Annotated in this window: 12 protein-coding genes; 9 read left to right on the forward strand and 3 right to left on the reverse strand. The window is 33.6% G+C overall.

Translation table 11 applies throughout. The features are described 5' to 3' along the window. Positions 1-1,245: a C4-dicarboxylate transporter DctA gene (gene dctA / locus GJJ64_RS04140; RefSeq protein WP_154286475.1), complete on the reverse strand. Its 1,245-nt coding sequence runs from the start codon at positions 1,243-1,245 to the stop codon at positions 1-3. 74 nt (positions 1,246-1,319) lie between these two features. After that, the gene (locus tag GJJ64_RS04145) at positions 1,320-2,366 is read right to left on the reverse strand and encodes a S41 family peptidase (RefSeq protein WP_154286476.1); all 1,047 of its coding nucleotides are present in this window, start codon (positions 2,364-2,366) and stop codon (positions 1,320-1,322) included. A gap of 148 nt (positions 2,367-2,514) precedes the next feature. On the opposite strand from GJJ64_RS04145, the gene GJJ64_RS04150 reads away from it, so the two are divergent. From GJJ64_RS04150 to GJJ64_RS04170, 5 genes are read left to right on the forward strand one after another with little or no spacing between them, the layout of a single operon-like run. Further along, positions 2,515-3,333 (forward strand): hypothetical protein, encoded by an 819-nt coding sequence (locus tag GJJ64_RS04150; RefSeq protein ID WP_154286477.1) that lies wholly within the window; start codon positions 2,515-2,517, stop codon positions 3,331-3,333. A 45-nt stretch (positions 3,334-3,378) separates the two neighbouring features. After that, positions 3,379-4,281 (forward strand): histone deacetylase family protein, encoded by a 903-nt coding sequence (locus GJJ64_RS04155; protein ID WP_154286478.1) that lies wholly within the window; start codon positions 3,379-3,381, stop codon positions 4,279-4,281. Positions 4,282-4,284: 3 nt separating this feature from the next. Continuing rightward, the gene (locus GJJ64_RS04160) at positions 4,285-5,340 is read left to right on the forward strand and encodes a nucleoid-associated protein (RefSeq protein ID WP_154286479.1); all 1,056 of its coding nucleotides are present in this window, start codon (positions 4,285-4,287) and stop codon (positions 5,338-5,340) included. Between the two features lie 15 nt (positions 5,341-5,355). After that, complete coding sequence (locus GJJ64_RS04165; RefSeq protein WP_154286480.1) at positions 5,356-6,129, forward strand: HipA family kinase; 774 nt, start codon at positions 5,356-5,358, stop codon at positions 6,127-6,129. Next, a complete protein-coding gene (locus GJJ64_RS04170) occupies positions 6,116-6,499 on the forward strand; it encodes a DUF3037 domain-containing protein (protein ID WP_154286481.1) in 384 nt (127 codons plus the stop codon). The genes GJJ64_RS04165 and GJJ64_RS04170 overlap by 14 nt, the downstream gene beginning before the upstream one ends. Here GJJ64_RS04170 and GJJ64_RS04175 read toward each other — a convergent pair whose 3' ends face one another. Next, on the reverse strand, positions 6,500-7,435 hold the full coding sequence (locus tag GJJ64_RS04175) for a hypothetical protein (RefSeq protein ID WP_154286482.1): 936 nt from the start codon (positions 7,433-7,435) through the stop codon (positions 6,500-6,502). Positions 7,436-8,682: 1,247 nt separating this feature from the next. Here GJJ64_RS04175 and GJJ64_RS04180 point away from each other — a divergent pair. From GJJ64_RS04180 to GJJ64_RS04195, 4 genes are read left to right on the forward strand one after another with little or no spacing between them, the layout of a single operon-like run. Then, positions 8,683-10,356, forward strand: a complete 1,674-nt coding sequence (locus GJJ64_RS04180; protein WP_154286483.1) for a tetratricopeptide repeat protein — start codon at positions 8,683-8,685, stop codon at positions 10,354-10,356. Next, the gene (locus GJJ64_RS04185; RefSeq protein ID WP_154286484.1) at positions 10,356-10,685 is read left to right on the forward strand and encodes a nucleotide pyrophosphohydrolase; all 330 of its coding nucleotides are present in this window, start codon (positions 10,356-10,358) and stop codon (positions 10,683-10,685) included. Before GJJ64_RS04180 ends, GJJ64_RS04185 begins: the two co-directional genes overlap by 1 nt. Continuing rightward, entirely contained in the window at positions 10,682-12,298 is a 1,617-nt protein-coding gene (locus GJJ64_RS04190) for an McrB family protein (protein WP_154286485.1), read from the forward strand. Before GJJ64_RS04185 ends, GJJ64_RS04190 begins: the two co-directional genes overlap by 4 nt. Further along, complete coding sequence (locus GJJ64_RS04195; RefSeq protein ID WP_154286486.1) at positions 12,298-14,511, forward strand: DUF2357 domain-containing protein; 2,214 nt, start codon at positions 12,298-12,300, stop codon at positions 14,509-14,511. Before GJJ64_RS04190 ends, GJJ64_RS04195 begins: the two co-directional genes overlap by 1 nt. Positions 14,512-14,578: the final 67 nt, after the last annotated feature.

A 14,578-nucleotide genomic window follows, 5' to 3' on the forward strand; every position in this document is an offset into this window, starting at 1 on the left:
TTAGTTCTGATTAGCTAAAGCCAACTTATTTTTCTCTTCGTCAAATTCTTTCTCACTTTTGGCAACCACAATTGCAGCTACGCCATTACCAATTAAATTGGTGATAGATCTTGCCTCGCTCATAAACCTATCAACACCAAGAAGAATAGCTAAACCTTCTGTTGGGATAACTTTTAAGGCCGTTAGGGTAGAGGCTAATACAATAAAACCACTTCCTGTAACTCCGGCAGCACCTTTACTGGTAATCATTAAAATTCCTATGATGGTGAGTTGCTGTGTAAAACTTAAATCAACACCAAATACTTGAGCTAAGAAAACGGTACACATCACTAAATAAATGGTTGTTCCATCTAAATTAAAAGAATAGCCCGTAGGTATAACTAAACCAACCACAGATTTAGAACAGCCAAAACGCTCCATTTTGTCTAGCATATTTGGTAATACAGATTCTGATGAAGATGTACCCAAAACGATAAGTATTTCTTGTCTGATAAACTTGAGATACTGCCACAAACTAAATTTATAGAAATAGCAAATCAGGTTAAGCGCTATGAAAATAAACAAGGCCATAGTGGCATAAACAGATACCATCAGTTTTCCTAAAGGCATTAATGCATCTAAACCATAAGTTCCAATGGTGTAGGCCATCCCACCAAAAGCACCAACCGGAGCAAGTTTCATGATAAATTTCATGATATTGAAAAATACCTTAGAAAGCCTATCAAAAGTTAATAGTAAACTTTGCCCTGTTGTACCCATCTGGGTTAAAGCCAAACCAAATAAAATAGAAAAGAAAAGCACCTGCAAAATATCGCCCTCGGCAAAAGCATTAATAACATTAGAGGGTACTATATGGGTAAAAAACTCTAGCCATTTAATACCTTCTGCAGTTTCAACATATTGGTTTACCTTTTCATTAGCTGTACCATTAAAGGCAAAACCATCTCCGGGTTTAACCAAATTCACAATAAAAAGTCCGAAGAAAAGGGCAAATGTGGTAACAACCTCAAAATAAAGTAATGCCTTACCACCAACACGACCAACTTTTTTCATATCGCCCATGCTTGCAATACCTAAAACAATGGTGAAGAAAATAATAGGCGCTATCACCATCTTTATCATATTGATGAATGTTTCGCTTAAAATGCGAGCGGTATCGGCAAACTCAGGAAAGAATATACCGGTTAAAATACCAGCAACTATAGCAATTAATACTAATGCTGTTAAGTTTTTAAAAATTTTCAATTTCTTGTGATTTGGTTTTATATCTAAAGTAAGGAATAAAGTAATACGCTGAAAATTCCTCTTAAGATGTAACACTAATATTCCACCACATACGCAATCAAATCTTTAACCTTTTTCTTTACCATAACATCGGGTTTAATACCAGTGGCGTCATAAGAATATTTAGGTAGTCTTGATGATCTGCTGGTTGGTACAGAAAAATACCATAAGCCAGAAGGCGAGTTTACAAAGTTTAAATCGCCATAATCTATTCCTCCGGCTGTTGCCGTGTAGCCAAATATGCTTGTTTTTTTACTTTGTTTAGCTTTTAACAAAAAGCCTTCGGTAGCGCTCATGCATAGGCTATCAACCAAAATACTAACCCTTTTTGGAGATGCTAAAATATCCTGATGGTAAATGGTGTCTGTATTTTTATCGTGATATGGAATAAAGCTGCCGGGTTTTTTACGGGCTTTTGCAACTATTTTAGCTATGCTTTCTTTGTCTTTTGCAGTTAAAAACTCGTTACTTAATAATTGCTCAAACATTTTGATATTATTTTCAGAAGCCCATAATTCTGAATGATACACTACAATAGGGTTGGTGTATAAATAGGGGATGATATTTGTAAACATAGCATCACCACCGCCACCATTGCCTCTTAAATCTAAAATAAGATGCTCTTTACCGATGATGTTTTGATGGTTTAATTTCAATAAAACATCAAGTGTATCTTTAAAAGATAAATCACAGGTAGGTATTTTAAGATAATTGGTAGTATGATTTAGAACTTTAAAAGCTGGGGTTAAATTGGTCTTAATTTCTTCTTTTTCTTCTTTGTTTAGCGGGTTAGCATAAGTTGTCCCAAAAAAGACATGGCTATTATCTAAATACTTGATAAAAGCGGCAAGCAACTCATTACAAGCTTTAATATCTGTTATTCCGATAGCCTTTTTATTAAACTTAGTTACTTGTTTTGTAAAGTTAGGATGCTGCTTTTTAAAATCCTGCATGCCAGCATAGTCATGTTCATAAGTAGTGCTAACAAATTTCATTTCCTGCTCGCAGTTGCAATTTTGCGCAGCTAATTTTTGAAAGCTTATGATGCTGATGAAGAAAAATAGAAATATTACTTTTTTCATTTGTATGGATGTTTTATAACGTTTTATATTCCAAAGAATAAGAATCTAAAATACTAAAAACTCTTAAAGCCGTTCCAGATTATCTATAAATTTGGCATTAAAACTGTCTTGCTAAACATAATCATTAGCATATTGTTAAATCTGTATCATGAAAAAAGTAAGAACATTAGCTTGGCTAAACTTGATAGTTTACGTTTTGGCCTTTACCGTTTCTCAGTTATCGCAACTTAACCTTATTGGAAATGGTAATATGGGCGATATTTCTAAAAAATACGACACTGTTTTCACCCCGGCGGGCATAACTTTTGCCATTTGGGGAATTATTTATCTAGGTTTATTCGCCTTCACGATTTATCATCTTAGACAAGCCTACCAAAAAGATATCCATGCAGAGCCTAATCAAGTAATACAAAAAATAGGTTATTGGTTTATCATTAATAATGCTACAACTTTTGTTTGGGTTTTTGTTTGGTTAAACGAATATATTGGTCTTGCTTTAGTGATGATGATTATACAGTTGATTTCATTAATAAAAATCAATATCCGTATCAATACATTTAACCCAGCTAAAAGCTTATCATCCAGATGGTTTACCCAAATCCCTTTAAGTATTTATTTCGCTTGGATTTGCATAGCCACCATCGCCAATACATCCGTCTTTTTATATAGCATCAATTGGGATGGAGGTCTTTCTGGCTCCTTATGGACTATTATCCTGATAGCTGTAGCTTCATTATTAGCTTTTTATATCATCCGCTTTAAGCGAAACCCCTATTTTGGTTTAGTTGTGATTTGGGCTTTTTATGGTATACAATTAAAAAGAACGCAGGTAGATGCTGCTATGTATGAAAATGTTATTCATACAGCTTGGTTCGGATTAGGCTTTGTAAGTATTGCGGTTATCATTCAATTCATCAGTAACTATTATATATCCAAGAGAGAAAAACCTGCCGAATTGGTTTCTTAACACAGATGATAAGCTTATTTTCGTTGATAAATTTCTAAACTTTTAATGCTTAAAATAGCTTACGATTCTATTTATGCCCATCCTCTGCCAGAGGGGCATCGTTTCCCGATGCTGAAATATGAGCTTATTCCGCTACAACTTAAACATGAAGGTATCATCACACAAGATAATTTATACGCTCCCGATATTTTAGATGAAGAAATTGTACTCTTAACCCACGAAAAACAATACTGGGAAAAGCTTAAAAATTTATCATTAACCTATCAAGAAGAGAAAAGAACAGGTTTTCCGCTATCAGCACAGTTGGTAGAAAGAGAATTGCGTATTGCCCAAGGTACTATTGATGGCTGTTTTTATGCTATTGAAAATGGCGTGGCTTTTAATGTTGCTGGTGGTACACACCATGCGGGCAGCAATTGGGGAGAAGGTTTTTGTTTGTTAAATGACCAAGCTATAGCAGCTAATTATCTTATACATAAGCAAATATACAAATCTATTTTAATTGTTGATTTAGATGTTCATCAAGGCAATGGTACCGCTCAAATATTTCAAAATAATCCTCAGGTTTTTACTTTTTCTGTTCATGGCGATAAAAATTTCCCTTTTAGAAAAGAACAGTCTGATTTAGATGTTCCTTTACCAGATGGCGTTGAAGATGATGAATATTTAACCATGCTAGCCCAAAAATTAGATGAAGTATTTGATAAAGCTAAGCCCGATTTTGTTTTTTACCTTTCCGGAGTTGATGTTTTAGCTACCGATAAACTAGGTAAACTGGCTTTAAGCCCCACAGCCTGCCAAAAAAGAGATGAAATGGTATTTAAAAAATGCTTGGCTCAACAGCTTCCTGTTCAGGTAAGTATGGGTGGTGGCTACTCGCCCAATATAAAAGATATTGTTGATGCCCACTGTAATACCTTTAAAGTGGCAAATGATTTATATTTTTAGGGCATGATTACATTTTTTGAATCCGATTTAGAGCATATCTCTGTTCATAAAGTAGGAAATAAAGTACAAGACGAATATTTTACCCTTTCTGATAGCACCTTACACATACAAGACGAGTTTCTGCGTAATTTATTGATGCAGTATTTCTTAAAACCTTTTGAAAAAGTGAATGAGGTTTATAGATTTATGCATTCTAGCGATTTAGCTTTAAATGAAATCTATCATTTCGCTAGTCAGATTTTTAAAGATACCACCAATTTTCATGAGCTTAGTCAGCAAATAACCCGTCATTTATACGATATTTCAAACCATCCAAAAATAAAATCGGGCGAGGTTTATATCGCTTTGTTTAACGATGTACAAATAGAAGGAGAGCTTCATCAAGCTTTAGGTATCTTTAAATCAGAAACCAAAGAAACTTACATGAAGGTTTACCCTGATGCTGGCGGCTTTGCTTTAACCTATGAACAAGAGGCTATCAACATCCAAAAACTAGATAAAGGCTGTTTAATTTTAAATACCGATAAAGAAGAAGGCTATAAAGTGGTGGTGATAGACCAAACCAACAAAACACAAGAAGCCGCAGTGTATTGGAAAGATGATTTCCTGAAATTAAAAATCAGAAACGATAACTTTAACCAAACCAATAATTACCTAAGTTTATACAAGAACTTTGTTAACGAGAAAATAGACGAGCAATTTGAAGTATCAAAACCAGATAAGATTGATTTATTAAACAAATCCATCAAATACTTTAAAGAAAAAGAACAGTTTGATTTTAACGAGTTTTCTGAAGAAGTTATTGGAAACGAAACCGCTGCAACATCATTTAAAGCAATGGTTCAGAATTTTGAGCAAGAGTTTGATACACCCATAGGAGAGCGCTTTGATATTTCTACACAAGCCGTAAAAAAGCAAAGTAGCGCCTATAAAACCGTTTTAAAATTGGATAAAAACTTCCATGTTTATATCCATGGCGATAGACAATTGATAGAAAATGGCTTTGATGATAGTAAAGGCATGAATTACTACAAAATTTACTATAAAGAAGAAAAATAGCCGATATTTAGCTTGATGATGGAATTAAGGAAAGTAACGGTCACCAGATATGTAACCCCTTTAAGAGAAGGCGGTTCTATGCCTGCTATTGCCGAAGCGGATGATGGTTTTCTTTATGTTTTAAAATTTAGAGGTGCTGGCCAAGGTACAAATGCTTTAATTGCCGAATTAATAGGAGGAGAACTAGCCCGTAAATTGGGTTTTAAAATACCAGAGCTTGTTTTTGCAGATTTAGATGAGGCTTTTGGACGTACCGAGCCTGATGAAGAAATTCAGGATTTGCTAAAATTTAGTACCGGATTAAACCTAGCTTTACATTACCTGTCTGGTTCTATCACCTACGACCCTGGTGTGTATCAGGTAGACCCTCTTTTGGCCTCAAAAATTGTTTGGCTAGATGCTTTCTTAATGAATATGGACCGTACCGCCAGAAATACCAATATGCTATGGTGGCACAAAGAGCTTTGGTTAATAGACCATGGTGCTTCTTTATATTTTCATCATTCTTGGGATAATTGGCAAGAGCAAGCAAAAAAGCCCTTTACGCTAATTAAAGACCATGTTTTATTAAAGCAAGCTACCAAGCTTGATGAAGCACATGACATTTTTAAAGCACAAATTACACCCAATGTTTTAGAAGAAATTGTACAGCTTATTCCTGATGATTGGTTAAAAGGAACTTATTTTGATAGTCCGGAAGCTTATAGAGATGCTTATGTAGCATTTTTAACCAGTCGCTTAAATCATGCCGATAACTTTTTAGAAGCCGCCAAAAATGCAAGAGCGTAATTTATATGAATATGCGATTATTCGCCTTGTCCCTAAAGTAGAAAGAGAAGAATTTCTAAATATTGGGGTGGTATTGTATTGCGCTAAAGCTAAATTCTTAAAAGCTGTTTTTTATATAGATGAAAACAGATTAAAAGCATTTCCATCAGCCACAGAAATTGATGATTTAAAGCAACACCTACATATATTTGATTGTATTTGTAAAGGCCAAAATTGCGATTCGCCTATTGCTCAGTTAGATTTACCCTCTCGTTTTAGATGGTTAACCGCCACCAGAAGCACTATTTTACAATGTTCTAAAGTACATCCGGGTTTAAGCCAAAACCCTGAGGAAACTTTAAGTCAATTACTAGAGCAGTTTGTGAAGTAACTAATTCATTTTCCCTTTTACATAAAGCGTTACCAAAGAAGCATGCTTAATGCCTAAAGTATTTCCAGGTTCTATTTCTAGCATATTGGCTAAATAAACATCCAAAATACCTTGGAAAACTTTTCTTTGGGCTTTCTCGGTATCCTCATCAAAAGTTGGGAAATCATACACCGTTAATTTACCCGATGTTTCTACAATAGCCCTAAAGGCAAAATTAAATTCTTTATAAGCTTTGCTGATGTTTACCTCGTATTCTGGATATAAATAAGCATAAGATTTACTTTGCGATAAAGCTTTATCAAAAGTGCTGGTTTTCTCTACACTAATATTTTTACTGATGGCTGTAAACTGCACAGGGTTACGGGCTGCAAATAAATAATTAGAATCTAGCGGATGTAAATTTGCCTGTTTAGCCCTCTCGGTAACAAATAAAGTATCTTGCTTACTTGGTTTTCTTAATTCTGCAACTGTAGTTTTAAGCTTGCTTTTGATGTAATTATCTGCATAAAAAGTCATGTAAACATTAGAGCGTACATCGTTTTTAACGCGTAAACTTTGTACTTCTAAACGCTGCAAAACAATACTGTCTTTTGCTAAAGAAATCACACTAAACCATTCTTTAGCAAAGTTATAATAGCTTTTATGATCGTGGTGGAGGTAAAAACCAACCATTTTATTCATGGTAGGACTAAAAACATCAACAGAATCTTGAGCTTGGAAAGCTAAAGTCCACTCGGGTTCTTGCTGAAAGCCTATCTCATTAAAAGATAATCCGTTTTTAAATTCCCTTCTCACTTCATGGAAAACTATCCCTTTTAAGTCTTCAAAAGTAAGTTCAGAGTTATTAACCGTATTTTTATCAGATGAAGAGCAAGCCGTTAGCCATACACAAAAAACGATAAGTAAATAGGATAGCGCTTTAATTTTTGATGTCATATAAATTTTTGGAAACGCAAAAATAAGATGTTTTTGTATTGGTGGTGAGTTTTATTGATTGAATTTTGATGGATTGAATGATTGATTCAGTTGCCAGTTGTGGGTTTCCTGTTCTCAGTTCTGGATGGTGAGTTTTATTTATTGAAGGATTGATTTTAGAATGATTGATTAAGCTTTCTGCCTTCTGCTTTTTTGATTGATTTTTTAATTTTGAATTTTTTACTTTTTAATTTTTCCTTTTGAATTTCCCTCTGAATTTTTCCTTCCGAGCCACTTTCATTCTAATTAATTTTTATAATAATTTAGAAACTAGAAATTTTTAGTGTTTCACCCTAGGATCACCCTACTACCACCCTAGGATGAGCCTACTTTCTGCTTGGTAAAGAAATGGTAAAAATCACTCAATTTTTGACTTTCAATAAATATTTACTTACTTAGAGTTAAAATCTAATTTATTAAAATGCCTGTGAATTTGGATGTAAATCATTATACAATAAGTTGTATAAATACCAATGTTTTACGTTGTATTTTTTCGATTTACACAATAAACAAGTTACTAGAACAAAAAAAGAAAGCCATTTTGAAAGGTGTGCAAAGACATAGAAACAATTTAGCCATTTTGCAGTGGCGCATTTGGTTTTGGCTCTACCAGCAAACTGACCCTTCGCAAAGCCAAAATTTGCCGCCATACAGGAAATCAGTATCGTTTATTCTGTTATATTTGCCCATATTTAAGTTGACACGGCTTTAATGAGTAAGGCAGAAAGTGGCGAACGTAATTTGAACAGATAACAGGTTATAAAGCTTGTGAAATTATTAAAAGTTTCAGGAGACGAGTTTGTTTCACTTTAGGTTTTGTGACAATTAATTGAAGCTGTAGCGACAGACCTATTTAGCAAAACAAGGAATAAAAAGGGTTTAAGAAAAATCAAGAACTGAATTTATGCAAATTATTCATCAATTAAATAATTTCCTCTTAACAATATTTCCGGAGTTAGTGGGGGGGGGGTAATGACTTAATTATCAGTACATTAGAAAGTTATTACGCTTATGGTCCTTTTAAACCTAAAGTTACTATTAATAATAACTGGATAACTATTGATATTGATACTCCTGCTATTCTTTCCCAAGATGTTGATTACAGAAAAGTTGTAACACTATGTGAAAAGGGAAAATACACTGAAGCAAAACCAATTCTAAAAAATCTTATTGAAAAGAATCCTTCCAATTCGGAGTACCACCGGATTATGGGACAAATATTATCTGATGAAGGTGACCAAGAAGAAGCGATTAATTGCTTAATAGACGCTTTGCGTTGGGATTCGAAAAATGGTTGGGCTTTGCTGATGATGGGAAATATTTTTGCAAAATTCAAAGATGATGTTCCAACGGCAATGAAATATTATGACCAAGCATTAGTCACCAATCCTAATGACAATATCACGATTAATAATATTGGTGCTAACTTAATGCAACAAGGAAAACTTGAAGAAGCAAAGAAATATTTCTGGGAAGCCATCAGAATAAACGACAAATACCCAAATACTCATTTTGCTTTAGGAATGATTGCTGAAATTGAAGCGGACTTGCAGTCTGCTTTTTACAGTACCATACAAGCGATTAAGCTAAATAAAAACAAAGATGTTCTTTATCAAAATTCGGTAAGACAAGCATTTGAAATAGCCAAAAAGATAATTGCAACCGATATAGGTAAAAAAATTTTCAGAGAATACAGACATAAACTGGAATTTGAAGGTGATAGAAAAATCGACATTGTTCATGACCAAGAAATACCGACTGCTGCAAAATTTGAGTTTGCTGAAAATTATGAAAGAGATATTCATATTGTAAGATATAAACCAAGCTATCCAGCTGTTGAACACCTTATCATGCATGAATTAGTTCATCTTGATTTTGTAATTCAAGCAAGAAAGGACGATTTAAATCAATTGTTCATTTCCAATCAAAGCCACAAGACTCAATTTATAACTGGACTTGAGTCGACTATAAAGAAATTCAATAAAATGGGAATTTCTGAAAAGTCAATTGCGGACTATTGCTCAAACTTGTTTGACGGGATGAATCGCCAAATCTTCAACACGCCAATTGACTTATTCATTGAGAACTTCTTGTTTACCGAATTCCCTGATTTAAGAGCTTATCAGTTTATATCTCTTTACACTATGTTACAGGAAGGCTTAAAAGCTGTAACTGATAAAAAGATTGTTGAACTATCACCTAAAGACATCATTTCAAAAAGCAAGGTTTACAATCTTGTGAATGCAATTCAATTTAAAGAATTGTTCGGTCTTGATTTTATAAAGGACTTTAATGCAACACCAAGCGAATCAAAACTTGCAAATGACTTCTATGAAGAATTCCTTCAATACAGAGATGATAAAGAACCTGCTGAAGAATATGAATTGGTAATGCATTGGGCAGAAGACTTGAAACTTGATAAGAACTTCGAACTTGTTAATGAAAAAGAATTCAGAACAAAAAGAACAAATATAGACGAGCTTTTATCATCCATTGAAAAAGATCCTTATGATTTAGAATCCAAAGACCCTTACAAAGAAAGGGAAATGGAAAAATTCCAAAAGTCACAACAGAGCATAAGGACAAACATGGCAGTGGTCATGTTCATGGTTGATGCACTACAATTTTTCGATGGAATGCCCAAAGAAGAAATAAAGAAAATTGCTTTTGAAATAGCTATGCAAGGAACTCAAGGCTACAGACCTGACAAAGACGATTATCGAATCAGTTCCATCAAAGGCAAAACGTTTTCAGGTTATCACATTCTTGCATACTACTATGTGAGTTGGGCTTTGGCAATTCCAGAAATGCTTTCTCAATTACAGTTACCTTATGATGATGAATACAAACTTGCCTCAACTATACATAAACCCAATAAGTAATGAAGGAAAACGAAGAAATAATAGAAGCACTTTTAAAATTCAGAAATGAAAGAGATTGGGAGCAATTCCACAATCCTAAAGATTTAGCACTTGCAATAAATGTTGAAGCGGGTGAGTTGCTTGAATTATTTCTTTGGAAAAATGCTGATGAAGCAAACAAAGAAAAAGTAAAAGAAGAATTGGCTGACATTTTCGCTTTTGCATTCATGCTTGCTGAAAAGTATCAGTTTGATGTGAAAGAAATTGTGCTTGAGAAAATTAAGCGAAACGCTGAAAAATACCCCGTTGAAAAGGCAAAAGGGTCAGCAAAAAAATATAATGAGTTATGACAGAACAGGTAATGATATATGAAGTAAAAAGTGCTGCTTCATCAAACGCAAAAGAACTTTTCAGTGATGATTCCAAATATTTTTACTGGAATGAAACCAAATTCAAAAATTTAAATTTAGGTGACTTCGTCTTTGTTGTTAATAGAACAGATCGTTGGGTTTTATTGAGTAAGCTTGACAATATTGACATTCCAACAACTGAAAGGGGTGACAAAACAATATTCAGCGATTTAGGGAAAGATTTTACTGTTAGTGGAAAGTGGAACAAATTCATACGATTAGAGATTCTGAATAATTTATCAATACCAAACGACTGGCAATGGCAAAGTTTGGGGAGCAGTGAGACAACATATTTAAATGGTCCACGAATTGGGTTGGACAGTTCTGAGAACAGATTAAAAAACATCAGTCAATTATTACAATTATCTCAAGACGATACAATAGCACAAATACTTGAAAATTGTAAACTTAATTTCAATGGAAGCACAACTAAGCCAACTCCAATCAAACCGATTCAAAAACCTAAAGAAAATAATCAGGATGACATGAATATATTAACAGCCATAAAAACTAAACCTTTTATTCTTTTAGCAGGAATATCAGGAACTGGGAAATCAAGGTTAGTTAGAACTCTTGCCTACAAAACTTGCAGTAAGGAAGAATTAAAAAAAGACCCTAAAAAACCTGGCAATTTCGAACTAATTCCTGTTAGACCTAATTGGCATGACTCTTCGGAACTGATGGGATATGTTAGCAGAATCAATGGCGAAAAATATATCACTACTTCTTTTTTGAAATTCATAGCTAAAGCATGGAAGCATATAGATGTCCCATTTTTCCTTTGCCTTGACGAAATGAATCTTGCTCCTGTTGAGCAATACTTTGCAGAGTATTTGAGCATCATTGAAACAAGACAAGTAAAAGATGGGAAACTGGTTACTGATTATATTATTTCTAAAGAAAGTTTTGAGAATCAAAATCTTTATAATCAGTTATTAACCGATTTGGAACTTAGCGGAAACGAGTTCTCTGAAGGTATTAGTATTCCAAGCAATCTTGTTGTCATAGGAACTGTAAACATGGACGAAACAACACATTCGTTTAGCAGAAAAGTTCTTGACAGGGCAATGACTTTTGAAATGAACAATGTTGACCTGACTGGTGGCTTGGAATTGAATAAAGAATACTGGAATTATCCAAAATCAGAAGATGAATATTATAAATCAGAAGACCTGATTGGAAAATATACATCAGGGGCTGAAGTATATTCTCAAGATTTCAAAGAGAAGGAAGAAATTATAGGATTCCTTCAGAAAGTAAATAATGAACTTGAGGGAACACCATTCAAAATTGCCTACAGAGTTAGGGATGAATTTTTGATTTATTGTTTTTATTCCGGTCAAAATAAAGCAGCTAATTGGTTAACAAATGCTTTAGACGAAATGACAAGTATGAAGATTTTGTCAAGAATCGAAGGGGATGAAACAAAAACAGGAAATGTTCTAAAGAATTTACAAAGAATAATAACAGCCGATTTTAAAAAGTCATATGCGAAGATTAAGGAAATGGAGTCTCGCCTTCAATCAAACGGTTACACCTCATTCTGGTCATAATGCAAATTATAAGAGTAGATCACATAGACTTTACTTTGGTTATTGAATGCAATAACCTAGAATCTACTTTTAGTAAAGCAAGTAATCGGCAATCACAAATTTTGAATGCCACCTCCTACTCGGTTAATGAAGGAGATATATCAATTTACAATTTCGAATCAAGGACACTTCAGAAACTTATCGATAGCAAAACCTATCCTTTAATCTTTGAGAACAAAGATTATTTTATTGGGATTACCTTCAAAGATAAAGCCGTAGTTAAATCACCTTACATTTATTCCAAGCTCAAAGAAGTAGAAGAGAAATTTTTCTATCGTGAAGAACTTGGTTTTTTAGCGGGAACGATAAACTTCGGTAATGATCTTGGTAAAAGTCATCTGGTAATAAGATTTACAAAAGATAATTTACTCAAAGAAATTAATCTTGAATTTGAAGTCTTCCCGACCAAACTCAACTACAGAAGCGATTATGAAAAAATTGTTTCAGACATTGAAAAAGAGTATCCTTACCTAGTTCTTGATTTCCTTAAAAAAACCTATACATCATTTAAAACAGGTAGCACACCAAACACAGACCTGATTTGGTGGCAAGTATTTGGCGGTCTTTATGCTGATTTCCTCCATTCATCAAAGTTCATTTTAAACAAGCCGCATAGCCGAATAATTAGGCAAACCAAGTATTTAAAAGCTGACAGAATTCAAAAATGGACTACTGCTTTAGAAGAAGAATATTCACAGTTCAAATCATTTCCAAATAAGAATTACCGTTCGGCGTATAAAACGTCAAGCACAAACACTTCCGAAAACCGTTTTTTTAAACACGCTGTTTTTCAAACTCTAAGGCGATATAAAAAGGTTAAATCATTTATAGAAAGACGTTTTTCAAATTCAATAACTGAGAACTACAAATCGGAACTCTCTCAAATTGAAAAGCAACTTGAAATAATTTCAGTAAATCCTTTTTTCAGAACAATAGACGATTTTCATGGCATAAAGCAAGAATCACTTGTTTTGCAAAAAGCTACTGGCTACAGCACAATCTATAAGTCATGGATAATGCTGAACAGTGGACTGAAGTTTTTGGATGGCATTCAGAAAATAGAACTAAAAAATATCGCTGACTTATATCAAATTTGGTGCTTCCTAGAAATAAAAAATGTTTTACAAAATCTATTGGGCAAAGAAAATCCTGATGATGTTGATTTAGCAGAGATTCAAATTGATGATTTCGTTTTCAAAATTGAACGTGGGGTAAAGTCTAAAGTCTCTTTCTTCAATAAAGATGGAGAAATAATCGACTTGTTTCATGACTTCTCATATGATACTTCAGAATCACAAAATGTCAAATCATTTACAGTAAATCAACGCCCCGACATAGTTCTAAGGATAACAAAGAATGATTTGAAGGAGAACTATGTTCTCACTTATTTGTATGATGCAAAATACCGACTTGCATCAGACGACAAAGAAGGATCTCCTGATTTACCAACTGAAGACTCTATCAATCAAATGCACCGATATAGAGATGCTATATATTATGTAAACAAGGACAAAGCAAAACCTGAAAAAGAAGTAATTGGTGCGTATATACTTTTCCCTGGCTCAGGAGAGATTGAAACCATAAAAAAACTTGACTACTATAAATCAATTGAATCTGTAAATATTGGAGCATTTCCTTTAAGACCAAACGACTATTCAAACAGAGCTTTATTAGAAGACCATTTAAGAACAATAATTGGACTTGATACTGAGTCAATTTTGAATGATGTCTCACCACAGAAAGAAAGTGCTTACGAGTCACCAAACCCATTTGTTTTAATTGGTTTTGTTCCAACAGAAAATCATATGCTTTGTTTTACAAATAGCGCAACACCTTTTTACTTTTCAGGAAAGAAAAAACCATCCAAATTTGGTTTTAGAAACTTGAAATACTTTGCTCCTTACATCAAAGAAAAAGGAGTAAAAGAATATTATGAGATTGTTGATTATCAAATAATACCACGTAAACAAATTTTCAAAATAAACCATCCATTATATAAAGACCAAGAAGACGAACGACTCCTAATACGACTAGGTCGACGAGTTTTTATTGACAACGGAAAATACCTTAAAATTTCAGATGGCAGTATAGGACAAATTCCATATAGATATACAAATTTGAAAAATATCAGAACACCAAAAGACAATAAGATCGAAGTATTAAAAGTAAGTTAGTAATGTTCTAGCCTCTAATAAATAGGACAGTTATTGACAAAGTTGCGAATTAATAAATAACTTGATA

The organism is Pedobacter puniceum (assembly GCF_009674685.1).
Classification (GTDB): domain Bacteria; phylum Bacteroidota; class Bacteroidia; order Sphingobacteriales; family Sphingobacteriaceae; genus Pseudopedobacter; species Pseudopedobacter puniceum.

Bases quoted from the DNA above. Each gene is read 5' to 3' on its own strand.
- GJJ64_RS04145 (WP_154286476.1), bottom strand. From the start codon at position 2,366: ATGAAAAAAGTAATATTTCTATTTTTCTTCATCAGCATCATAAGCTTT.
- GJJ64_RS04150 (WP_154286477.1), top strand. From the start codon at position 2,515: ATGAAAAAAGTAAGAACATTAGCTTGGCTAAACTTGATAGTTTACGTT.
- GJJ64_RS04155 (WP_154286478.1), top strand. From the start codon at position 3,379: ATGCTTAAAATAGCTTACGATTCTATTTATGCCCATCCTCTGCCAGAG.
- GJJ64_RS04160 (WP_154286479.1), top strand. From the start codon at position 4,285: ATGATTACATTTTTTGAATCCGATTTAGAGCATATCTCTGTTCATAAA.
- GJJ64_RS04165 (WP_154286480.1), top strand. From the start codon at position 5,356: ATGATGGAATTAAGGAAAGTAACGGTCACCAGATATGTAACCCCTTTA.
- GJJ64_RS04170 (WP_154286481.1), top strand. From the start codon at position 6,116: ATGCAAGAGCGTAATTTATATGAATATGCGATTATTCGCCTTGTCCCT.
- GJJ64_RS04175 (WP_154286482.1), bottom strand. From the start codon at position 7,435: ATGACATCAAAAATTAAAGCGCTATCCTATTTACTTATCGTTTTTTGT.
- GJJ64_RS04180 (WP_154286483.1), top strand. From the start codon at position 8,683: ATGGGACAAATATTATCTGATGAAGGTGACCAAGAAGAAGCGATTAAT.
- GJJ64_RS04185 (WP_154286484.1), top strand. From the start codon at position 10,356: ATGAAGGAAAACGAAGAAATAATAGAAGCACTTTTAAAATTCAGAAAT.
- GJJ64_RS04190 (WP_154286485.1), top strand. From the start codon at position 10,682: ATGACAGAACAGGTAATGATATATGAAGTAAAAAGTGCTGCTTCATCA.
- GJJ64_RS04195 (WP_154286486.1), top strand. From the start codon at position 12,298: ATGCAAATTATAAGAGTAGATCACATAGACTTTACTTTGGTTATTGAA.